This window comes from Vibrio sp. D417a (assembly GCF_030248595.1).
Classification (GTDB): Bacteria; Pseudomonadota; Gammaproteobacteria; order Enterobacterales; family Vibrionaceae; genus Vibrio; species Vibrio alginolyticus.
In genome coordinates this window covers 14,433-37,430 of the sequence record NZ_JAHGAM010000035.1, presented here as the reverse complement: position 1 = coordinate 37,430, position 22,998 = coordinate 14,433, and the positions used below count along the sequence as shown (strand labels likewise).

Genomic DNA, 22,998 nt, shown 5'->3' with positions numbered 1-22,998 from the left:
TTGTTATACTTTTTTGTACAGCATAATGCAATTAAAGCGAATCAATCGACTTTTCCGGTCAATACCCCTACTATTCACCGCTAGATATATACCCAAGTGGCTTTAAAAACGATTGAAACCACTTCGCTATGTAACCAAGCAACGCGCACTGCGCAAAGTGAATGAAAACTTTATGATTACCTTCTCTGATATTCAGTTACTGCGTGGCGGTAAACCTCTTTTAGACCAAGCTTCTGCGACTATTCACCCTGGCGATAAAGTCGGTCTTGTGGGCAAAAACGGCTGCGGTAAATCAACGCTGTTTGCCCTACTGAAAGATGAACTGTCAATTGATGCAGGCTCATTTAGCCAACCTCAACATTGGGAGTTGGCCTGGGTCGCACAGGAAACGCCTGCGCTAGAGCGCACTGCACTGGAATACGTCATTGATGGTGATCGCGAATACCGCGCTCTCGAAAAGCAGTTAGCTGAAGCAGAAACACAAGACAACGGAACCCTAGTTGCCGAGATACACGGTAAAATTGAAACCATTGGTGGTTACAGCATTCGCGCTCGCGCGGCAGAACTGCTCGATGGTTTAGGGTTCAGCCAAGAGCAAATGAGTTGGAGTTTGACCCAATTCTCGGGTGGTTGGCGTATGCGTCTTAACTTGGCTCAAGCGCTATTGTGCCGTTCTGACTTATTGCTACTCGATGAGCCAACCAACCACTTGGATTTGGACGCGGTAATGTGGTTAGAGCGTTGGCTACAAAACTACCCTGGCACGCTGATTCTGATCTCGCACGACCGAGACTTCCTTGATCCAATCGTTGGTCGCATCATTCACATCGAGAATCAGCAGCTGAACGAATACACGGGTAACTACTCGTCATTCGAAAACCAACGCGCACAAAAGATGGTGTTACAACAAGCGATGTTTGAAAAGCAACAGAAGCAGATGTCGCACATGCAAAGCTACATCGACCGCTTCCGTTACAAAGCATCAAAAGCACGCCAAGCCCAAAGCCGTATCAAAGCTTTGGAGCGCATGGAAAAAGTACTGCCAGCTCAATTCGATAACCCATTTAGCTTCCAATTCCGTGAGCCAGCTGCGCTGCCAAACCCAATCATGATGATGGATGAAGTATCTGCAGGTTACGGTGACAACCTCATCTTAGAGAAGATCCGCTTGAACTTGGTTCCTGGCAGTCGTATTGGTTTACTCGGCCGTAATGGTGCGGGTAAATCGACCTTAATCAAGCTGCTCTCTGGTGAACTTAACGCGCAAGGTGGTGACCTAACTTACTCACAAGGCGTGAAAATTGGTTACTTCGCTCAGCACCAGTTAGAAACGCTTCATCCTGAAGAAACGCCGCTGCAACACATGATGCAAATCGCACCCGATCAAACCGAACAGCAGCTACGTGATTACCTAGGTAGCTTTGGCTTCCAAGGTGACAAAGCACTAGAAAAAGTTGCGCCGTTTTCTGGTGGCGAAAAAGCCCGTTTGGTATTGGCTTTAATTGTGTGGCAAAAGCCAAACCTGTTGCTACTTGATGAACCGACCAACCACTTAGACTTGGACATGCGCCAAGCATTGACGATGGCACTGCAAACATTCGAAGGTGCGATGGTGATTGTTTCGCACGACCGCTATTTACTGCGCGCTACGACCGATGACTTGTATTTAGTGCATGATAGACAAGTTGCTCCGTTCGACGGTGACTTAAATGACTATTACAAATGGTTAACCGAACAACAAAGAGCGGAACGCAAAGAAGCGCAGGCTGCGCAGCCAAGCAAAGATACGGCCAACAGCGCAGCTGCGAAGAAAGAGCAAAAACGTCGCGATGCAGAGTTTCGAAAACAGACAGCGCCAATTCGCAAAACGCTGACACAACTAGAAAATAAAATGGATAAGTTAGGTGCTGCACTGGCCGAAGCTGAAGAACAATTGGCGGACAACTCACTGTATGCGGCCGAAAATAAAGCTAAACTTAACCAAGTGCTGGCACTTCAAGCTTCCAGTAAAGCTGAGCTCGAAGAAATTGAAATGGAATGGATGTCTGCTCAAGAAACGTTGGAGCAGATGGAGCTAGAGTTTAATCAATGAGTAATCAACACGCTGAATACACACTCACCCTAGAACACCTTTGGCAGTTTAGTCTGCAATTTTATGGTGTGCGAGAAGTGAAAGAGGCGTGTTTATCATTACAGAACAATTATCACGGTAACGTGAACCTACTCCTGCTGCTCAGATGGCTCGATGAGCAGCAACTCATTTTCCAAGAAAAAGACTGGCCCTTGGTGCAAGACTGTCTAGGTAGGAGCGAAACTTTACTTCACTCCTTTCGCGACCTTCGTCGCCACCTTAAGTCTCAAGTCAATGACGCTTTGTATCGTGAGACCTTGCAGTTTGAGCTGCAACTAGAAAAGCAGCAACAAGCGGATTTGGTGGACTGCATTAACTCACTTGCACTACTCAAAAATGATGGTGACCCACTGACGTTGAGATACTGTCGTCAACTCGGTGGGGAGCATTTGCAGCAAGCCTTTGCTATTCCGGTGCCAAACATTCAACCACCAAAACGCCCATAAATCTGTAGAATACCTATAATCTTTATAAAGGATTATATTAATAAGTTCTTCAACGGACACCGAAGGACCGCATAAGAGCAGTTAGGTATGACACAATTTTTCGCAGCCGCCGGGATCAAAAACCCGCATCTCCAAACGCTTTTGCCGCGTTTTATTCGCAAAAAAGCGTTATTTACGCCGATTTGGCAAACCCTCGATACATCCGATGGCGACTTTCTCGATCTCGCGTGGAGCGAGGACCCAACCCAAGAGCCTGCACAAAAAAAGCCGATTTTTGTTTTATTTCATGGGTTAGAGGGGTGCTTCTATAGCCCTTATGCCAATGGGCTAATGAATGCATTTGCTCAATCTGGATGGCTGTCGGTGATGATGCATTTTCGTGGCTGCAGCGGTAAACCAAACAAAAAAGCACGAGCTTATCACTCGGGAGAAGTGACGGATGCTCGTTACTTCCTAGAGCACCTTGAACAACGTTTTCCTGATAATCCCAAAGTTGCAGTTGGTATTTCTCTTGGCGGTAACATGTTGGCGAATTATTTAGCCCAATATAAAGACCACCCTATTTTGAATGCAGCGACTATTATCTCAGCGCCTTTAGACCTAGCGGCGTGTGCGAACCGTATAGAACAAGGCTTTTCAAAAGTGTATCGCCGTTACCTGCTTTCTTCACTGAAACGTAACGCGTTACAAAAGCATCATCTACTGCATGGTGAGCTTGCGCTGTCCTACAACTCAATAAAACGTGTCACACGGCTGTATGAATTCGATGATTTGATCACGGCACCACTGCACGGTTTTAAAGACGCACAAGATTATTACGATCAATGTTCTGGCTTAAGTAAATTACAACAGATCACGCTACCGACACTGATCATTCACGCCAAAGACGATCCATTCATGACCGACGATGTGATCCCGAAATTTGTTCTGCCAGATAACATTGATTACCGTCTCTTTGAACACGGTGGCCATGTTGGTTTCCTGACAGGAACGGCGTTAAAACCTAAGTTTTGGTTGGAGGAAGCGCTGCCCGCGTATTACGAAAGTATCGCCGCAGATTACCTTTCTGCTGTATCCAAGCAACGAACGCAGTAAACTAGCCGCTCATCATAAAAGTTAGAGGTATTTATGATCATTCCATGGCAAGACATTGCGCCGGAAACATTGGAAAACTTAATTCGTGAATTCGTCTTACGCGAAGGAACGGATTACGGAACCGTCGAGGTTTCTTTGCAAGACAAAATTGATCAAGTTAAAGCTCAATTGGAAAAAGGTGAAGCGGTTATCGTGTTCTCTGAGCTACACGAAACCGTCGATATTCAGCATAAAACAAAATTTTAGACCCTTCACATTTTACCGTATCCCACTCGATGACAAGGTATTGTTACGTGCTATAGTGGGATATCGACCGTGCAGTAGTAACTCTACTGCACATTACAGGTAAGTAATTTTCGACAAGGTTTGTCATGTCAGCTAAACACCCAATTATTGCGGTTACTGGTTCGTCCGGTGCCGGCACGACCACTACATCTGAAGCCTTCCGTAAAATGTTCAATATGATGAACGTTAAACCCGCATGGGTTGAAGGCGATAGCTTCCATCGCTTTACTCGCCCAGAAATGGACATCGAAATTCGCAAAGCCCGCGAGCAAGGTCGACACATTAGCTACTTTGGCCCACAAGCTAATGACTTCCCGGGATTAGAAGAGTTTTTCCGTAAGTTCGGGCATGACGGCACTGGCAGCGTGCGCCGTTATCTGCACACGTTTGACGAAGCGGTTCCCTACAATCAAATGCCAGGCACGTTTACACCGTGGCAAGACTTACCCGAAAACAGCGACGTTCTGTTTTATGAAGGGTTACATGGTGGCGTGGTCGATGGCGATGTTAATGTTGCTCAACATGTGGATTTCTTAATCGGCATGGTGCCGATTGTGAACTTAGAGTGGATACAAAAATTCGTACGTGACACTCGCGATCGCGGCCATTCGCGTGAAGCGGTAATGGACTCAATCGTGCGATCCATGGACGATTACCTCAACTATATCACTCCGCAGTTTTCTCGTACTCACATCAACTTCCAGCGCGTACCGACCGTTGATACTTCCAACCCACTTAATGCAAAAGGCATCCCTAGTTTGGATGAGAGTTTTGTGGTGATTCGCCTACGCGGTATCAAGAATGTCGACTTCCCATATCTGCTGGCCATGATTGATGGCTCATTCATGTCACGCCACAACACGATTGTCGTACCCGGCGGTAAGATGAGCTTTGCAATGGAGCTCATAGTTCGGCCTATCCTACAACAGCTCATCGAAACAGGGAAAATTGGCTAAAAACCTGCCTGCGAAGATGTTTACTTTTCATACCGTGATCATGTGCACAGTTTTGCTTACAAAATCTCAATCATGGCACGATTAAAATCAAGAAATCGTTTTCGAAAAAGGATACTATTTCTTACCGAAACACAAGAGAGCTTGCAGCATATAAAAAGTGCTCTTATTCTAGTAGGCCTAATTCAGGCTTAGCTAAAATATGGATAGCGCAAGCGTACCCTGCAGAGGAAGTGAGATATTATGGTTCTAGGTAAACCTCAAACCGACCCAACATTAGAGTGGTTTCTTTCACACTGTCATATTCATAAGTACCCTTCAAAGAGCACGCTAATTCACGCGGGCGAAAAGGCAGAAACTTTGTACTACATCGTTAAAGGTTCTGTTGCGGTTCTTATCAAAGACGAAGAAGGTAAGGAGATGATCCTTTCTTACCTAAACCAAGGAGACTTTATTGGTGAACTTGGTCTATTCGAGGAAGACCAAGAGCGCACAGCTTGGGTTCGTGCTAAATCTCCTTGTGAAGTTGCTGAAATTTCTTTCAAGAAGTTCCGTCAGCTTATCCAAGTAAACCCAGACATCCTAATGCGTCTTTCTGCGCAGATGGCTCGTCGTCTTCAAGTAACTAGCCAAAAAGTGGGTGACCTGGCGTTCCTAGACGTAACTGGTCGTATCGCTCAGACGCTTCTGAACCTTGCAAAACAACCAGACGCAATGACTCACCCAGACGGCATGCAAATCAAGATCACTCGTCAAGAAATCGGTCAAATTGTTGGCTGTTCTCGTGAGACAGTAGGTCGTATCTTGAAGATGCTAGAAGAGCAGAACCTAATCTCTGCTCACGGTAAAACCATCGTGGTTTACGGTACTCGTTAATCTCGAACTAGAGTGACACGAACAAAATTATAAAAGCCACCAATGGCAACATTGGTGGCTTTTTATTTACTCATGACCAAATGAGATAGGGTGCAGCGAACACTAATGAGTAAGCTTAACAGGTTAACCCTAAAACTTAGCCATTCGTACTTTCAAAGATTTTGTCCGCTGAAGCGGCCACGAAACCTGGGTACAAATCACCATTTTCCATCGGATAGCGCTTAGCAAATTCATAAAACCCGCCAGGGATAATTTCAGTGCCTTCGCTAAAACGAACCGCTACTTTATCTGCCATGGTCGATGACTGCTCTAGCAACACCTCAGGAGTACCCTTCACTTCACCACCATTTTCATTAATGGTAAACCCAGCGGTACGCAGATGATCGTTTACCTGCTTCACTTCTTCATATTCATTGAGCTGGTTAACGCTCACCGTGAAGTGGTTTGCTCCGTAACCATGCGCCGCAAGCCAAGATGCGTACTCACTTTCTTTAGCCAATGTTTGGTAATCAGCAAAGCTTAAATCCCACAAGCGTCCACCATGTAAGAATGCGCTATCGTTCAGTTTGTCAGCATCGACTTGTGCCACCAAATTTTTCACAATTTCTTGTAGCTCAGGTGAGCACTCTTCAACTTTTAGCTCACTAATAAATACTTTAGGTTGCTTCGGATCTGGGTGCTCATAGTGCTTAGCAACCAGCTTTTTGCTTTCGAAAACGTAATCACCACAAGCCTTGTAACCAATAGCTACAAATGGCTTAGCTAGAGTTTCAATACCAAGAGGCGCGATATTGAAGGTACGTAAAGCTATATGATCATTAATCAGAGGCTCATCTTCTTGAAGCAGCTGATGCACTTTAGCAGCCGAAGGGCAAAGACGTTGAATGTAATCTTGCCATAGCGATTCAAATAACACATCGGGCGTCATAACGACTCCTTGTTACGAGATGTAGAGTTTAAAGGTAAGCGGAAGTTGGCTGCTCGTTCACAACAAAAGTTGTCCAGAATAATGAACGAGCAACCATCAACCTGTGACGGTAAATGCCAGTCAGTCAACACGCTTTTCCGAGTCTTTGCTCACTTTTCGTGTTCTGCCAACGATCACTACAACCCATACCTAAATGATGCGCCGGCAAGGTGAGCCGCAATGCATAGTTGCGACTCTATAATTAAAACTTATAGCGCTACACCTGGACTCAATGTTGCAGGCAAGACAGTTTCTTGACCTTCCATTGATGCCATTGGGTACGCACAGTAATCTGCTGCGTAGTAAGCGCTTGGGCGCAAGTTACCCGACGCCCCCGGACCACCAAATGGCGCATCACCGCTTGCACCAGTGAGCTGGCGGTTACGGTTCACGATACCTGCACGAATGTGGTCAACGAAGTATTCCCATTCTTGGTCGTCGGTTGAAACCAAACCAGCAGATAAGCCAAAGCGCGTATCGTTTGCTAGCGCCACGGCTTTGTCTAATCCTTCGTAGCGCACCACTTGCAGAAGTGGGCCGAAGTACTCTTCATCTGGTAACTCAGCAATGTTCGTTACATCAATGATGCCTGGAGAAACAAATGCCGCCTCTCCTGCTTTCGCTTCAATTAAGCTTTCACCGCCAAGAGACTGTAGGTTAGCTTGTGCATCAAGAATAAACTTGGCTGCCGCGACCGATATTTGCGGTCCCATAAATGGCGCAGGTTCTGCAAATGGTTGGTCTACGCGAATATTGCGTGTCGCTTCAACGAGCTTGGTGATAAGCGCATCACCTTTTTCACCCAATGGCACATACAAACGACGAGCACACGTACAACGCTGCCCAGCACTGATAAACGCTGACTGGATGATGGTATAAACCGTGGCATCCAAATCACCATATTTATCAGAGATCACCATCGGGTTATTACCCCCCATTTCTAGTGCGAGCATCTTGCCCGGTTGACCCGCAAATTGACGGTGTAATACATGCCCCGTATTCGCGCTACCCGTAAACAGTACGCCATCAATGCCTTTTGCGTCAGCTAGGGCGATACCAGTTTCTTTCGCGCCTTGAACAAGGTTAATCACGCCTTTCGGCAGACCGGCTTCTTCCCATAACTTCATTGCCAATTCACCCGTCCATGGCGTTTGCTCAGACGGTTTGAAGACTACCGTGTTACCAGCCAGTAGCGCAGGCACAATGTGACCATTTGGTAGGTGGCCTGGGAAGTTGTAAGGACCAAACACCGCCATCACGCCCAATGGGCGGTGGCGCAATACGATTTGGTTGCCTGCTGCTTCACGGCTCGCCTCACCAGTACGGTCATGATAAGCGCGAATCGAAATGGCAATTTTACCTGCCATGGCTGCTGCTTCAGTGCGCGTTTCCCAAATCGGCTTACCAGTTTCTTTGGCAATCACTTCGGCGATTTTTTCGCTGTTCTCTTTTACTTTCTCCGCAAAAGCCAACACGATTGCCTCACGCTCTGAAAATGGACGCTTTTTCCAGTCAATAAACGCTTCACGCGCTGCAGATACCGCCTGGTTCACCTGCTCTGCCGTTGCACCTTTGCCTTGCCAGATCACTTCTTGGTTGTACGGCGACAGAGACGTAAATGCTTCACCCTGACCTTGTACCCATTCACCTGCAATCCAATGTGTCATTGTTTCTATCCTTAAATTCTGTCGTCTGTTACTGCGGAAGAAGGCGAACGAAATCCCCTTCTTCAACCGAAAGTGCATCCGCAACGTCTGGTGCAATCATCACGCTTTGTGTTTCTGCGTCATACGCCGCTTTAGTGACTGTCGCACGGAAGTTCTCGAAAGATGAATTACACATCAAGAAGTCTTGTGTGCTGGAATGTTCAGAGATTTTGACTTGCGCACGGAATGAATGACGTACCGACTCAATATTACGCAGATCACACTCAACCGTTGGGCCACCATCGAAGATGTCGACGTAGCCTCGGTTGGTAAAACCTTCACGCTCAAGCAGCTTCAGCGCTGGACGCGTGTTGTCATGTACTTGACCAATCACGGCTTGCGCTTCTGGGCTGAGCAGGTTGATGTAAATAGGCAGTTTCGGCATCAAGTCGGCGATAAAGCCTTTCTTGCCGATACCTGTCAGGTAATCTGCAAGCGTGAAATCGATAGAGAAGAAATGCTCTTGAAGCCATTGCCAGAATGGTGAATTACCCTCGTCGTCTGAAACGCCACGCATCTCCGCAAAGATCGTTTCAGAGAAGCGCTCTGGGTGCTCTGCCATCATTAGGAAACGACACTTCGACATTAGACGACCATTCAGACCTTGGCGGAATTTCTCACGCAAGAACAAGGTACAAATTTCGCTGTTACCCGTGTAGTTATTACCAAAAGTAAGCAGTTTAACGACGTTGTTAACGCCAAGCTTTGGCGACGAGTGCACGACTTTACTAATGTGATATGAGTAAAATGGGACATCCCAGCCGATAGATGCTTCGATTCCGGTGGTACCCGCAACCTCACCCGTTTCAGAGTCAAAGCCAACCATCAGGTAGCCTTCATCGCCTGGTTCTGCCACATCTGGCTTACCAAAGCTGTACTCTGAATGTTTGATTCGATTGGTTAACAGTTCTTCGTTAACCGGTAGAGATGTAAATCCGTGACCAGACTCCACCGCACAAGTGTGCAGTGCGTCGTAATCCGACATCGCGATAGGGCGAACTACTAGCATCAATACTCCCTCCAGATGCAAGAAGATCCTAACTATATTGTAGGAACAATTCCCCCATCAGAGATCCTTGACGGGGGTGTCTGCGTTGACGTTTAAACTGATATCGCGCTTAAACTAAAGTCGCGATCGCTTTATCCAGTTTCGCCAAGCCTTCTTCAATTTCTTGTTGTGTGATAACGAGTGATGGTGTGAAACGTACGACATTGGCACCCGCAACCAATACCATGAGACCTTGTTTACCTGCAGCAACCAGCACGTCACGCGCACGGCCTTGCCATTCTTCATTTAGTGCAGCGCCAAGTAATAGGCCTTGACCGCGCACTTCTGAGAAGATGTTGTACTTCGCGTTGATCTTCTCTAGACCTTCACGGAACATTGCTTCGCGTTCTAGCACACCAGCCAACACCTCTGGCTTAGTAACTTCATTTACAACCGCTTCTGCAACCGCACACGCTAGTGGGTTACCGCCATATGTAGAACCGTGAGTGCCCACTTTCATGTGCTCTGCCAATTTTGCTGTCGTTAGCATTGCACCGATCGGGAAACCGCCACCAAGTGATTTCGCAGTACTTAGAATATCTGGCGTGATACCTAAACCTTGGTAAGCGTAGAAGTTACCTGTTCGGCCATTACCAGTTTGCACTTCATCGAAGATCAGTAAGGCGTTGTGTTTGTCACACAGCTCGCGAACCGCTTGAGCGAACTCAGGCGTTGGTGGCACGATGCCGCCTTCACCTTGTAGTGGCTCCATCATGACCGCACAAGTACGATCAGACATGTGTGCTTGTAAAGCTTCGATATCGTTGTAAGGAAGGTGTGTCACGTCGCCTGGCTTAGGACCGAAGCCGTCAGAGTATGCCGCTTGGCCACCAACCGTTACGGTAAAGAATGTACGACCGTGGAAACCTTGTTTGAATGCAATGATTTCAGACTTCTCAGTGCCATGAACGTCTGCTGCATAACGACGTGCCAGCTTCAAAGCGGCTTCGTTTGCTTCTGCGCCAGAGTTAGCAAAGAACACACGCTCAGCAAAACTCACTTCTGTTAGCTTTTTCGCCAGACGAAGGGCTGGTTCGTTCGTCATAACGTTACTTAAGTGCCAAAGCTTGTTAGCTTGCTCTGTTAGTGCGTTTACCATTACTGGATGACAATGGCCAAGACAGCTCACTGCAATACCACCAGCAAAGTCGATGTATTCATTACCTTCCTGATCCCAAACACGTGAACCTTCACCTTTAACAGGGATCATTTCCATCGGGTTATAGCAAGGTACCATTACCTCATCGAATAAACCGCGCTCTACTTTAATTTCCGTTGTCATTGCACATTCCTTCTTGATACCGCATGCGTAGCAGATAAGCGAATTTAACCGGCTCTCTTTGCCAGCAAATAATGTTTTGCATTTAAGCTATTGCGGCATTGTATTTACATTTAATTAACCATTTCAATAGTGATTTATTCTTTTCGTTCTCGAAAGCAACTTCCATTAATCACTGCTTATGACTATTTATGCATCAAGAAAGTAAAATAGAGAAGTGATTTTTTATAAATGTTATGTAATACAGGGGATAGAAGGTTTAAAAAGACATGAATAGACAAAGAGACTCGAGAGAACCGCATAGTTTTGCAATCCGCTCACCTCAGCAAAAAGATGAATGATTTGTTAAGAAAAGTGATCGCGATCAGATCGCTTTGCGCGCTAAAAAGTTCGCAAGCAACTCGTGACCTTGCTCAGTTTTGATTGATTCTGGGTGGAACTGCACCGCATCAATTGGCAAGGTTTTATGTTGGTAACCCATTATTTCATCCATGCTTCCGTCAGGCAGTTCTGTCCATGCAGTCAGTTCAAACACGTCGGGTAAAGTACCGTTTTTCACCACAAGAGAGTGATAACGAGTTACCGTGAGTGGGTTATTCAGATTTTTAAACACACTACGACCGTTATGACGAATCGGTGAGGTCTTACCGTGCATCACTTGTCGTGCACGTACCACTTCGCCCCCAAACACTTGCGCTATCGCTTGATGGCCAAGGCAAACACCCAATATTGGAAGCTTACCAGCGAAGTGTTCTATCGCTTTCAGTGAAATACCTGCTTCGTTCGGCGTACATGGCCCTGGCGAGATCACCAAATGAGTTGGGTTGATCGCCTCAATGCCTTGGATATCGATTTCATCGTTACGCACCACCTTTACGTCTGCACCAAGCTCGCAGAAGTATTGGTAAAGGTTGTAGGTAAAAGAGTCGTAGTTATCGATGATCAACAACATAAAGGGTCGGTTGCTCCAATCCGTTTTGGCAATGCTTACGTAGTGAATCGCCACGTTCGTGACAATCAAGGGCGGTATTTTGCTATACCAAGCAAGAAAGGCAAGTTTTTGCTGAATAAAAAGGCCAGCATAGGCTGGCCTTTGGTCTTTACAGCTATTTAGGAAAGGTTTATCAGGAAATAAATTCGCTTAGCGGCGACGGCGGAATAAGCCGAGACCTAGCAGCGCAAATAGCGCGCCAAAACCAAACGAACCACCATCTGAATCCTTCGACCCTTCTGTTCCAGTTTCAGTTTGCGTCATTGAAACATCACGAACAGAGCTAAACTTCACGATATTACCTGTCGAGTCAGTCACTTTCTCTTCTAACTGATAATTACCTTGCTCTGGCGTTTGTTCAAACTCAATATTCACGCTACGCGCATCAATATCAGCTTGAACTAAGGTTTGGCTAGCCGAGTAAGCTTTCGTATCGCTGCTTGCCGCAGCCGCTTGTGTGGATGGCGTTAAGTTCACCGTAACAATATCACCTACAACCGCCGTTGGTGGTAAACGGACATCGACGGCTAAGTTGTCACCTGCTTTCGGTAAATCGATGTCATCATCTGGTAAATCAATCGCGATGATCACTGGATCGTGGTCAGAGGCAGAGAACGCATCTTTGTACTTCGGCATATCACCTGTGTACTTGCTGCTGTATTCGAACAAGTTACTCTCTAGTGAGTTGATGTGCCAATCTTCAATTGCTACCACTTTTTGCGCTAGGCTACTGCTTGCCAATGCGTGGTCCAAATTACCCAGCTCGCCCGAATAGGTGTAAGAAAACGTATCAGCGCCGTGCAGCAACGTGTTTAAGTTGTGCAGACCGTAACCTTTTTCAATTTTGGTCTTCTCTACTTGAAGTTCACCATCACCAATGGTTGTGTAAGCAGCAGTATAAATGTCACGGCCGTATTTCTCTTTCGAGTAATCAGTCAGTGTCAGAAGTGGGTCTTCCATGCCATAAGCATTGAGATCGCCCATGAGCAATACATCGCCTTTCACCTCTTTCAACGCTTCACCCACTGCGTGCGCAGCAGAAACGCGGAAGTTGTTACAGTTGCCTTGCAGATCCGCTGGCTCAGAATCTTCTACACCAGCAATCCACTCTTCAATACACTCAGAGCCTTTCGACTTAAAGTGGTTTACGACAATAGACAAATCTTCACCCGTCTCTTTCACCGTAAAGGTCTGAAGTAGACTGTGTCGTTGGTACTTATCGTAAGCAGGGTTACTTTCTGTGCCCTCTTTACGAGTAATTGTGTTTTCTGCAATGTGCTGCTCTGGCGTGATGATCACTTTTGCAGCGTCTTTTGGCGTTACTGCGTTAGCACGATATAAAATCGCCACCATGATCGCATCACTGCCAAAGTATTCGTCTTGGTATTTGTCTTGCTCTTCGATTTCGACATACGTGTAATGATCTTCAGCGTCATCAATCTCAGCATTTAGGGCATCAACTAAGTTTTGGATAGCACTGCCATCACCAAAGCCATTGTTCTCGACTTCCATCAAACCAATGATGTCAGCGTCCATCTTGTTCATCGCCGCAACGATTTTCGCTTGCTGGATCAGGAATTCGTCTAGATTAGTCGCACCACGGTTTTGTCCGGTTGGGTTTTCATGACCACTGTCAGCCACGGAGTTGAAGTAGTTCAGTACGTTGAAGCTTGCAATACGCAAATCTGAGTCCGCAATCGCTGGGGCATCTTTACGAGCCACGTCGAAGCCTTCACCTGAAGTCACGAAGTTGGTGTTATCAACTTCATTGGTCGCAATCAGGCGGTATTCGTTGTAGCTGTAAGCCACGACGCCCTGCAGACCTTCTACTCGCGAACCAAGACGAATGTGCTGCTCAGAAGAGCCATCTTGGTCTGCATCTTTAGCAAAATCAGGGTAGTAAGGAATTTGGCCGTTTGGTGCTTTGCCATCTGATTCTAGGTATACGCGGTTTGCTGCGTTGTCTTTTGCTAGCTCAACGGCCGCATCGCTCTCTGCTGCGTGTAATTGAGTCGGCTTTAACAATGGCGCTTCATGAGAGAGCATCATATTGTTACGACGTGAATCGTAGTCGTAAGAGAAGTTTCGAGTTACAAACAAGTCACTTGCCGAGGTTAACTCAACTTGCATCCCTTCATGACGCTCAAGCGCATCACGTAGTGTCTCACCTTCTTTGATAACAAGATCGGTAACTCGAGAGGTTTCAGAGGTGCCTGTTTTCACATAGCTGTTAGCATCAGAAGCAAGCTGAGTATTGCTGTAATACTCTTGAACTTTACCTTTCACACAAACAACGTCACCAGCTTTCAGCGCCGTGTCTGCCGCGTCAGTATGAATGAACAAGCCTTCTGAGGTCTTGTCGTTGTTGTCGCTTTCTAATGCTTGTAGGTAGAAACCTTTGGTTAGGCCAGTGGTAACAGCAGTCACGACACCCGTTACGAAATGATCTTCGTTAGTAATGTATGGGTAACCATCAATGAATTGAGACGTATCGCCTTCACCTTGAATATCTTGGATGGTAGTGAAGTTAGGTTGCTGACCGTCGACTTCACAAGCGAATGGTGCTGGTGGCTCAGTCGCATTTAGCTCACCAAGGCCGTCAATGTTGTCTTTCTCAAATGCCGTCCACTGAGATGCATCATAAGTAGCAGAAGGGGTTAGTGCATCACTGTTACGAACTAATGTGGTGTCTTTACCAAAATCTACGTCACCCATCACACCGATGATGTCGTGCACTTCACCATCTTTCAGCAGTGCGATCGGGTCGTCACCGTTAAAGTTCGCAACGCTTTTATCTGTGATATCCGAGACAGCTTTGATGGTATCGCTCGCGTCACCATGCGCCAGTACATACACTTGGTTAGCTTGTAGCGTCACTTGGCTAAGGTCGAATGTGCTACCCCAAGTACCACCACCGTTTGATGATTTCGCCAACTCGTAGCCAGTGAGTGTCACCGCAGTATCACCCGTATTAGCGATCTCTACCGCTTTATTATAAGCGCCGCCTTCTATGTATTGGGAAATAATAATCTCTGCGTTCGCGTTTGCACTAAGTGCACTGGCGATGGTTAATGCGAGTATTGAGGGTTTGATTAACGTGTCCATTGTCATACCTGATATTTATGTAAATGCAAACTTAGCTCTGGTTAGAGCCTGCCATTTGCGTCTACTATCAGGTTTATTTATGAAATAAATAAGAATGAGTAATTAAAGCCGTGAAATGAATCACATGTGAATATAAGAAAATATGCCAGAGCATCCCATTCAAACATTTTTTGTAATAAATACAGAGCGCTATTGATAAACAAGTCAGAATTTAGATTGATTACTCAGTTTACTTTTTCACTTCATGTTAAGGAGTAGAAAATACATCACTTGTTGAGTTGCTTATTAATCCAACCGTTCCTGTTACAAATAAAAATATAATTAGTCACTAATTTAGAATGCTTTAATTTTCACTTGTATCACTGTTCAAGCCCAAGAATCTATTACTCGCTTCGTTCTCTCTTATATAGGCCCCTCATACTTCAAAGTTTTCATGATTTATTCAATAACTTTTCATTACTCACTAGCCAAAAACATACACAAAAGATATAACACCTGCGCGAGACAATAAGATCTCATTAGCTGTAAACCCAGGAACGACAAATGAAAAAAATTCAACGCAGTGTGCTAGCTCTCTCCCTACTTGGCTTGATAGCGGGGTGTCAGTTGACCGCCAGTGAGCCACTTCAACCTACGGCGAATCAAGACATCATCGAATCAGCCAAAAATGAACTGGATGGTATTGAAGAGCTAGAAGTCAGTGACGAGGGTGTTATTACCTTTACTCAGCGTCTAAGAACGCCAGGAACCTACTGGATTCCAGCGAGAATTAAAGAACTCAGCTACGATATATCATGCGTACAGCTTAGTTACTTCATTGATAGAGGCATGGTTGTGAAGTCTGCCTTTCTAGGGGCTCGAGGACGTGTTGAATATTACGACATGGAACGCTGTATGAAAGACACGCCATTTCAGTAATACAGGCATAAAAAAAGCTCCACCAAAGTGGAGCTTTTTCGTATTCGTTCTTAGCGACTATGGGCGAGCTACAAAACCTACTGCTTCGTATGCTTTCTTAAGCGTTTCAGCCGCTCGTGCCGAGGCTTTCTCAGCACCTTGCTGCATTACCTCGTCCATGTAAGCACGATCAGCGCGAATACGGTGATATTCTGCTTGAATTGGCTCAAGCATTGCTACAACTGCCTCACCAACATCTTTCTTAAATGGGCCATACATTTCTACGCCTTGGTACTTCGCTTCAATCTCTTCGAAGCTCATGCCTGTCGCCGCAGAGTACAGACCCATTAGGTTAGCAATGCCCGCCTTGTTCTCGATATCATGGCGGATACTTGGTGGCGTTTCGGTATCGGTTTGCGCTTTGTTGATCTTCTTAAGGATCGACTTAGGCTCTTCTAGCAGCGTAATCACGTTCTTACGGTTGTCATCAGATTTAGACATCTTCTTCGTTGCGTCTTGAAGGCTCATTACACGCGCATTTACTGTCGGAATGTAAGGCTCTGGAACTTGGAAGATTGGCTGCTCTGGCGAGTAAATATTGTTGAAACGCGTTGCGATATCGCGCGCTAATTCTAGATGTTGCTTCTGGTCACTGCCTACAGGTACTTGGTGCGCACCGTAAAGCAAAATGTCAGCAGCCATCAACACCGGGTAGTCAAATAGACCGACGTTTACGTCATTCGCGTAACGTGCCGATTTGTCTTTAAACTGAGTCATACGGCTCAGCTCACCCATTTGAGTGTAGCAGTTAAGAAGCCAACCTAATTGAGCATGCTCTGGTACATGTGACTGAACAAATAGCGTGCTCTTCTTCGGGTCAACACCAACTGCCAGACAAATTGCCAGTGCGTCTAGAGTTGCTTCATGCAGCGCTTTAGGGTCCTGACGAACCGTAATCGCGTGAAGGTCTACCACACAATATTGGCAATCATAATCGTCTTGCATCTGCTGCCATTGACGTAGAGCACCCAAGTAGTTACCGATACTTAGTTCACCTGAAGGTTGAACACCACTCAATACAATGGGTTTGCTCATTAGAATGATTCCTTTGACTTCTTAATCTAATTAAATGAAAAAAACCGTGCAGTAATGGGTGCACGGTTTACTCAGTGTACTCATTAACGAGTATTTTGGAAGCTCTTTTGTAGCCGTTATGCAGAAACCGCTACAACGTCCAATAATTCTGCCAAACTGTCAGCGACGAAATCTGGATTTGATACAGAAATCGGTTCACCGTGGTTGTAACCATATGTCAGACCAAATGAGGCGCAACCTGCGTTCTTCGCTGCAAGAATGTCGTTTTTCGAGTCACCGACCATCAACATTTCACTAGGTTGGATTTGGTGTTTTTCCATCAGCCAGTTCAGTGCGACTGGGTTTGGTTTTTTCTCTGGGAATGCATCACCGCCAAGAACATCAACGAAGTATTTTGCGATGTCGTGCTTTTCCAAAACGTCAGGCACAAACTTTGAAGGTTTGTTGGTCACCAACGCCATAACAAAGCCCGCTTTGTGCAGCTCTGCTAGTGTCTCTTTTACCGTTGGGTAAAGATGACTTAGCTTGTGACCGCTTTGCTCGTAGTAATCATCAAACAATACACGCGCTTTAGCACGAAGCTCTTCACTCAGCTCTGGGTTGATGGTCAGGCTTTGGCTTAATGAGCGACCAATAAGCACGTCTGCGCCGTTACCCACGTAATCACGAACTTGTTCTTCTGAAACCGATGGAAAGCCAAGCGCCTGTACTGCTTGGTCTGCCGCGACAGCTAGATCTGGCACGCTATCAAGCAAAGTGCCATCTAGATCGAAGGCGATGAATTTAATGTCTTGTTGAGTCATAACTTCCCTGAGGATTTTTATTTATAAATCGGTGAAAACGACAAAGGATGGCACCCCATCCTTTGTTTTTATCATTATGTCTGATTCGACAGTAACTGTTTGTTTCGTCGTTACTTTGCAGCAATACGCTGACGAACTGCCTCAAACAAACAGATGCCGGATGCCACAGATACGTTCAAGCTTGAAACGCTACCAGCCATTGGGATCTTAATCAAATCGTCGCAGGTTTCACGAGTCAGACGACGCATACCGTCACCTTCTGCCCCCATTACGATAGCAAGGGGTCCAGTCAGTTTGGCTTGGTAGATGTCGTGCGTTGCTTCACCCGCAGTACCAACAAACCAGATGCCTTTCTCTTGCAATGTACGCATAGTACGAGCCAAGTTAGTCACTCGGATCAATGGTACGACTTCAGCTGCACCACAAGCGACTTTACTTACCGTCGCATTCATTGGCGCAGAACGATCTTTCGGTACGATGATCGCCGCAGCACCTGCCGCATCTGCGTTACGTAAACACGCACCAAGATTGTGTGGATCGGTCACGCCGTCTAACACTAATAGCAGTGGTGATTCGTGCTGCGCCAGGATGTCATCTATATCGTTCTCATTCAGCTGCTTCGCTGGTTTCACACGAGCGATGATGCCTTGGTGATTTGCACCGCGCGCTTTGTCATCCAAGGTTTTACGTGTCATCTGCTGAATAGAAACACCACAAACCTGAAGATCATTTAGGATTGGCATTAGGCGATCATCTTGACGACCTTTTAAAACGTACGCCTCGATAAAACGCTCGGGTTCGCGCTCCAATACCGCCTTCACTGCGTGAATGCCGTAGATAAATTCGTTACTCATTGTTTAACCTGTTGTTCTGGTCGTATTGCCTGCGCCAACCGAGTTTGAACTAAGTTGGCGCTTCAACCTACTGCGCTTCTTTTTTAGTGCGCTTGGTTTTCTTCGGCTTACTGTGCGGCTTCTTTTTACGTGCTTTTTTCACTTTAGGCTTCTCGTTGCCTTCGGCGTCACCACGTTTTGGGCCATTACGCTTACTCGTTGCGCCCGTTTCTTCTGGGCGTTTAGTTGGCTCTATCGCAGGAACTGCACGAGCCGAGCCACCTTCCTTCGATGAAGAGCGAGTCGCAGCGCGTTTTTTATCTTTCGCTTTGCGTTTTGCTTCCGCTGCGCGTTTCTTCGCAGTCTTACCTTCGCCGCGTAGCTTACGACTTGTTTCGACCAATTCAAAGTCAATTTGCTTATCATCGAGGTTAACAGCCAGTACTTTTACTTTTACTGCATCACCTAAGCGGTAGATGTTACCGAAACTTTCACCAATAAGTCGTTGACCAATCGGGTCAAATTGATAGTAGTCGTTCGCAAGGGTAGAAATATGTACCAAACCATCGATGTGCAAATCCGTTAAACGTACAAAGAAGCCAAAGCTAGTGACATTAGCAATAACACCGTCTAGTTCGTCACCGACGTGGTCTTGCATATATTCACACTTCAGCCAATCCGCAACATCACGTGTTGCATCATCAGCACGGCGCTCTGTCATCGAACATTGTTCGCCGTAAAAATCCATGTCGTCAAACGAGTAATGATAGCCACCTGTTGGTGTCCAGCGATCTTGATTACGACCTTCTTCTTTAGCAATCAGATACTTGATTGCACGGTGAAGTAACAAGTCAGGGTAACGACGAATTGGCGACGTAAAGTGCGCATAGCGTTTCAATGCCAACCCAAAGTGCCCCGCGTTATCTGCGTTGTATACCGCTTGCTTCATTGAGCGTAGCAGCATGGTCTGAATCAACTCTTGATCTTGACGCCCGGAGATTTGACGTGCGAGATCAGCATAGTCCGTTGGTGAAGGCTCTAAACCACCTTTTAGCTCAAGACCAAGTTCACTTAAGAAGTCACGGAAACCTTGCAGACGTAATTCACCTGGAGATTCGTGGATACGATAAAGCGCGGGCTCTTTCGCTTTTTCTACCAGCGATGCCGAAGCAATGTTGGCTAAAATCATACATTCTTCGATGATCTTATGCGCGTCATTACGAATTACTGGCTCAATGCTTTCGATTTTACGTTCCGCATTGAAAATAAATTTGGTTTCAACGGTTTCAAATTCGATTGCACCGCGTTGATCTCGTGCTTCTTTCAGCACTTTGTACATCTTGTGCAACTCTTCTAGATGAGAAACAAGCGGCTGGTAGCGCTCACGTAGTTCTTCATCCCCTTCTAGAATCGCGCTCACTTTGCTATATGTGAGACGAGCGTGCGAGTTCATCACCGCCTCGTAATGCTTGTAACCAGACAGCTTACCTGTATCGGAAATGGTCATTTCGCACACCATACACAAGCGATCTACTTGCGGGTTAAGCGAACATAGGCCGTTCGATAGTACTTCTGGCAACATCGGCACAACTTGCGACGGGAAATATACTGAGTTACCACGATTGATCGCTTCTTTGTCCAACGCAGAGTCAGGACGAACGTAGTAACTGACGTCAGCAATCGCTACCCATAAACGCCAACCACCTTCTTTGTTCTTTTCACAATAAACGGCATCATCAAAGTCTCGTGCGTCTTCGCCGTCAATGGTCACTAGTGGCAAATCACGTAGATCCACACGACCAACTTTGGCTTCTTCTGGTACTTCTTCGCCCAAGTTTTCGATTTGTTTATCGACGGCTTCTGGCCACTCGTGAGGAATTTGGTGTGTACGAATCGCAATTTGTGTTTCCATACCTGGTGCCATATTTTCACCAAGGACTTCAACCACTTTACCCATCATGCCGCGTGAGCGTGAGCCACGATCAGTAATTTCAATTACGACTACGTTACCCATGCGTGCACCCGCTTTGTGCTCATTTGGGATCAGGATATCTTGGCTGATACGCGAGTCATCTGGGACAACATAGGAGTATCCATATTCAAGGAAGAAACGACCAACGATTTGATCATTGCGCTCCTCTAGCACACGCACCAAACGTCCTTCACGGCGGCCGCGCTTGCTGTTGTCTGTCGGTTGCACTAAGACAAAATCACCGTGGATGATGTTCTTCATCTGATGGTGCGGTAACAGAATATCATCATCCTTGCCGACGCTGCCTTCTGGACGTACCCAACCATGGCCATCACGATGACCAATCACGTAACCTTTCACCATTTCAAGTTTTTCAGGCAATGCATAGCACTGACGGCGGGTAAACACCAGTTGGCCATCTCGCTCCATCGCACGTAGCCGACGACGCAACCCTTCGTATTGCTCTTCGCCCTCAAGCTTTAGTGCCTCAAACAAGTCGTTACGATTCATTGGAACGCCCGCTTGCTCTAGAAACTCGATGATAAACTCTCGGCTTGGAATTGGATTTTCGTAATTTTTGGATTCACGATCTGCAAAAGGATCGTTTGGAATATTGTCTGACATAGGCACGCCTATCTAGCAAGGAAGGTATATGGCTAGTATATCTGAGTCTCTCGATAAGCTACAGAATTGCTTTGAAAAAAGAATGATCGAGATCGACTCTAGGCATGCAAATGAGTTAAGGACGAGCCAGCAAGATCAAAAGTTCAGAATTGTCACTGAGCAAGGATTCAATCGTGCAGTCATCCAACTCCGCCAGAAAGGCACTTTTTGCTTTCGCCAATTTATCTTTGAGGCGGCAAGCAGGGGTAATATGGCAAAAATCCACACCACAGTTGACTAAATCTAACGGCTCTAAATCGCGCACAACACCACCGACTGTGATTTCAGATGCTGGCTTCATCAGCCGGATACCACCGTTTTTTCCGCGCACGGTATGGACATAACCCAACTGTCCTAACCGATTGATAACTTTAACCATATGGTTGCGCGACACACCAAATAAATCCGTCACTTCGGTAATGCTGGTTAACTCATCTTCCGGCAACGAAGCCAAGAAAATTAAGGTTCTCAACGCATAATCAGTGAAACTAGTTAACTGCATATTCTCTCCCAAAGTGCGACTCAATAACCCGCTGGTGATACTAAAACCCCAAACTTGAGCTATCGATAAAAGTGTAAATCTTTTCTTGATCGAAAGATACATTTGAGATACAACTTTAAACATGCATTATAAATACAACTTAAAGTAGGAAGCCCTTATGCTCAGCAATCAAACTATCGAGATCGTCAAAGCGACCGCGCCACTCATCGCCGAAACAGGACCAAAACTGACCGCGCACTTTTACGAGCGTATGTTTACTCATAACCCTGAGTTGAAAGATATTTTTAACATGAGTAACCAGCGTAACGGCGATCAGCGTGAAGCATTATTCAACGCTATCTGTGCCTATGCTGCCAATATTGAAAATTTGCCAGCTCTGCTTGGCGCAGTAGAGAAAATTGCGCATAAGCACACGAGCTTTTTGATCACAGAAGATCAGTACCAAATCGTTGGTAAGCATTTACTTGCGACAATCGATGAGCTTTTTAATCCAGGTCAAGAAGTGTTGGATGCTTGGGCTGAGGCTTACGGCGTACTTGCGAATGTATTTATTCAGCGCGAAGAACAAATTTACCAACAAAATGAAGCTTTGGAAGGCGGCTGGCGCGGTCTACGCGAATTTGAATTAGTCGATAAAAAGATTGAGAGCGAACACATTTGCAGCTTTGTATTCAAGCCAACCGATGGTCAAAAAGTGGCGCCGTATAAACCGGGACAATACCTTGGCATCTACATCAACAGTGACCAGTTAGAAAACCAAGAAATTCGCCAATATAGTCTGTCTTCTGCGGTCCAAGAGAACACTTACCGTATCTCGGTAAAACGTGAAGAAGGCGGAAAAGTGTCGAACTACCTGCACGATAGCCTGAACATTGGCGAAAAAGTGCAGCTTGCGGCCCCTGCCGGTGACTTCTTTATGGATGCCGAACCACAAACACCCGTTGTTCTAATATCTGCTGGTGTGGGACTTACTCCAACGCTGTCAATGCTAGAAAGTCTCTCAGCACATCAAGCACCTGTAACCTGGGTTCATGCAACCGAAAATGGCCAACAGCATGCTTTCAAGCAACACGTAAACCAACTCGTTGCAGAAAAAGAAAATATGAACGCGCTCGTTTGGTATAACCAACCAACGGCAGAAGACAAACTAGGTGAAGACTTCCACTTCACGGGCTTTGTCAATCTGTATGAAATTGAAGCAGCATTAAAGCAAGATAACGTGCAGGTGTACTTCTGTGGCCCTGTAGGATTTATGCAGCACGTAGCGAAACAGCTATTAGAACTTGGCGTACCACAAGAGCAATTCCATTACGAATGCTTCGGTCCACACAAAGTGGTTTAAGCGCTATCA

Annotated in this window: 19 protein-coding genes; 8 read left to right on the top strand and 11 right to left on the bottom strand. The window is 46.1% G+C overall.

Annotated elements, in window-relative coordinates; all coding sequences use genetic code 11:
- The first annotated feature begins 172 nt into the window (after positions 1–172).
- From KI742_RS21865 to crp, 6 genes are all read left to right on the top strand, one after another.
- Positions 173–2,092, top strand: a complete 1,920-nt coding sequence (locus KI742_RS21865; RefSeq protein ID WP_042523641.1) for an ABC transporter ATP-binding protein — start codon at positions 173–175, stop codon at positions 2,090–2,092.
- The gene (locus KI742_RS21860; RefSeq protein WP_033907158.1) at positions 2,089–2,577 is read left to right on the top strand and encodes a TIGR02444 family protein; all 489 of its coding nucleotides are present in this window, start codon (positions 2,089–2,091) and stop codon (positions 2,575–2,577) included. The genes KI742_RS21865 and KI742_RS21860 overlap by 4 nt, the downstream gene beginning before the upstream one ends.
- Before the next feature lie 87 nt (positions 2,578–2,664).
- Positions 2,665–3,672, top strand: coding sequence for a hydrolase (locus tag KI742_RS21855; RefSeq protein WP_033907159.1), 1,008 nt, complete (start codon positions 2,665–2,667; stop codon positions 3,670–3,672).
- A 33-nt stretch (positions 3,673–3,705) separates the two neighbouring features.
- The gene (locus tag KI742_RS21850; protein WP_005382815.1) at positions 3,706–3,918 is read left to right on the top strand and encodes a YheU family protein; all 213 of its coding nucleotides are present in this window, start codon (positions 3,706–3,708) and stop codon (positions 3,916–3,918) included.
- 125 nt (positions 3,919–4,043) lie between these two features.
- Complete coding sequence (locus KI742_RS21845) at positions 4,044–4,913, top strand: phosphoribulokinase (RefSeq protein WP_005381434.1); 870 nt, start codon at positions 4,044–4,046, stop codon at positions 4,911–4,913.
- A 240-nt stretch (positions 4,914–5,153) separates the two neighbouring features.
- The gene (gene crp, locus KI742_RS21840; RefSeq protein ID WP_005381432.1) at positions 5,154–5,786 is read left to right on the top strand and encodes a cAMP-activated global transcriptional regulator CRP; all 633 of its coding nucleotides are present in this window, start codon (positions 5,154–5,156) and stop codon (positions 5,784–5,786) included.
- A 136-nt stretch (positions 5,787–5,922) separates the two neighbouring features.
- On the opposite strand, the gene KI742_RS21835 is transcribed toward crp, so the two are convergent.
- From KI742_RS21835 to KI742_RS21810, 6 genes are all read right to left on the bottom strand, one after another.
- Positions 5,923–6,714, bottom strand: coding sequence for a DUF1338 domain-containing protein (locus KI742_RS21835; RefSeq protein ID WP_042523639.1), 792 nt, complete (start codon positions 6,712–6,714; stop codon positions 5,923–5,925).
- 248 nt (positions 6,715–6,962) lie between these two features.
- Positions 6,963–8,420, bottom strand: a complete 1,458-nt coding sequence (gene astD / locus KI742_RS21830; protein ID WP_005381424.1) for a succinylglutamate-semialdehyde dehydrogenase — start codon at positions 8,418–8,420, stop codon at positions 6,963–6,965.
- A gap of 28 nt (positions 8,421–8,448) precedes the next feature.
- A complete protein-coding gene (gene astA / locus KI742_RS21825; protein ID WP_005381422.1) occupies positions 8,449–9,468 on the bottom strand; it encodes an arginine N-succinyltransferase in 1,020 nt (339 codons plus the stop codon).
- 109 nt (positions 9,469–9,577) lie between these two features.
- On the bottom strand, positions 9,578–10,789 hold the full coding sequence (locus KI742_RS21820; RefSeq protein ID WP_005381420.1) for an aspartate aminotransferase family protein: 1,212 nt from the start codon (positions 10,787–10,789) through the stop codon (positions 9,578–9,580).
- A 361-nt stretch (positions 10,790–11,150) separates the two neighbouring features.
- Positions 11,151–11,738, bottom strand: coding sequence for an aminodeoxychorismate/anthranilate synthase component II (locus KI742_RS21815; protein WP_033907164.1), 588 nt, complete (start codon positions 11,736–11,738; stop codon positions 11,151–11,153).
- A gap of 189 nt (positions 11,739–11,927) precedes the next feature.
- Positions 11,928–14,882 (bottom strand): ExeM/NucH family extracellular endonuclease, encoded by a 2,955-nt coding sequence (locus KI742_RS21810; RefSeq protein WP_285385660.1) that lies wholly within the window; start codon positions 14,880–14,882, stop codon positions 11,928–11,930.
- Between the two features lie 543 nt (positions 14,883–15,425).
- On the opposite strand from KI742_RS21810, the gene KI742_RS21805 reads away from it, so the two are divergent.
- The gene (locus KI742_RS21805; RefSeq protein WP_005381401.1) at positions 15,426–15,800 is read left to right on the top strand and encodes a hypothetical protein; all 375 of its coding nucleotides are present in this window, start codon (positions 15,426–15,428) and stop codon (positions 15,798–15,800) included.
- Positions 15,801–15,857: 57 nt separating this feature from the next.
- On the opposite strand, the gene trpS is transcribed toward KI742_RS21805, so the two are convergent.
- The 5 genes from trpS to nsrR all read right to left on the bottom strand — a co-directional run bounded on the left by trpS (position 15,858) and on the right by nsrR (position 21,647).
- Positions 15,858–16,874 (bottom strand): tryptophan--tRNA ligase, encoded by a 1,017-nt coding sequence (gene trpS / locus KI742_RS21800; RefSeq protein WP_005381398.1) that lies wholly within the window; start codon positions 16,872–16,874, stop codon positions 15,858–15,860.
- Positions 16,875–16,990: 116 nt separating this feature from the next.
- Positions 16,991–17,677, bottom strand: coding sequence for a phosphoglycolate phosphatase (locus KI742_RS21795; RefSeq protein ID WP_050910301.1), 687 nt, complete (start codon positions 17,675–17,677; stop codon positions 16,991–16,993).
- 110 nt (positions 17,678–17,787) lie between these two features.
- On the bottom strand, positions 17,788–18,531 hold the full coding sequence (rlmB, locus tag KI742_RS21790; protein WP_005381395.1) for a 23S rRNA (guanosine(2251)-2'-O)-methyltransferase RlmB: 744 nt from the start codon (positions 18,529–18,531) through the stop codon (positions 17,788–17,790).
- Positions 18,532–18,598: 67 nt separating this feature from the next.
- Positions 18,599–21,106 carry a ribonuclease R gene (gene rnr, locus KI742_RS21785; RefSeq protein WP_285385662.1) on the bottom strand — a complete coding sequence of 836 codons (2,508 nt, stop codon included), beginning with the start codon at positions 21,104–21,106 and terminating at the stop codon, positions 18,599–18,601.
- 115 nt (positions 21,107–21,221) lie between these two features.
- Positions 21,222–21,647 carry a nitric oxide-sensing transcriptional repressor NsrR gene (gene nsrR / locus KI742_RS21780; RefSeq protein WP_005381392.1) on the bottom strand — a complete coding sequence of 142 codons (426 nt, stop codon included), beginning with the start codon at positions 21,645–21,647 and terminating at the stop codon, positions 21,222–21,224.
- Positions 21,648–21,804: 157 nt separating this feature from the next.
- Here nsrR and hmpA point away from each other — a divergent pair, with 157 nt between their 5' ends.
- Complete coding sequence (gene hmpA, locus KI742_RS21775; RefSeq protein WP_213972530.1) at positions 21,805–22,989, top strand: NO-inducible flavohemoprotein; 1,185 nt, start codon at positions 21,805–21,807, stop codon at positions 22,987–22,989.
- Positions 22,990–22,998: the final 9 nt, after the last annotated feature.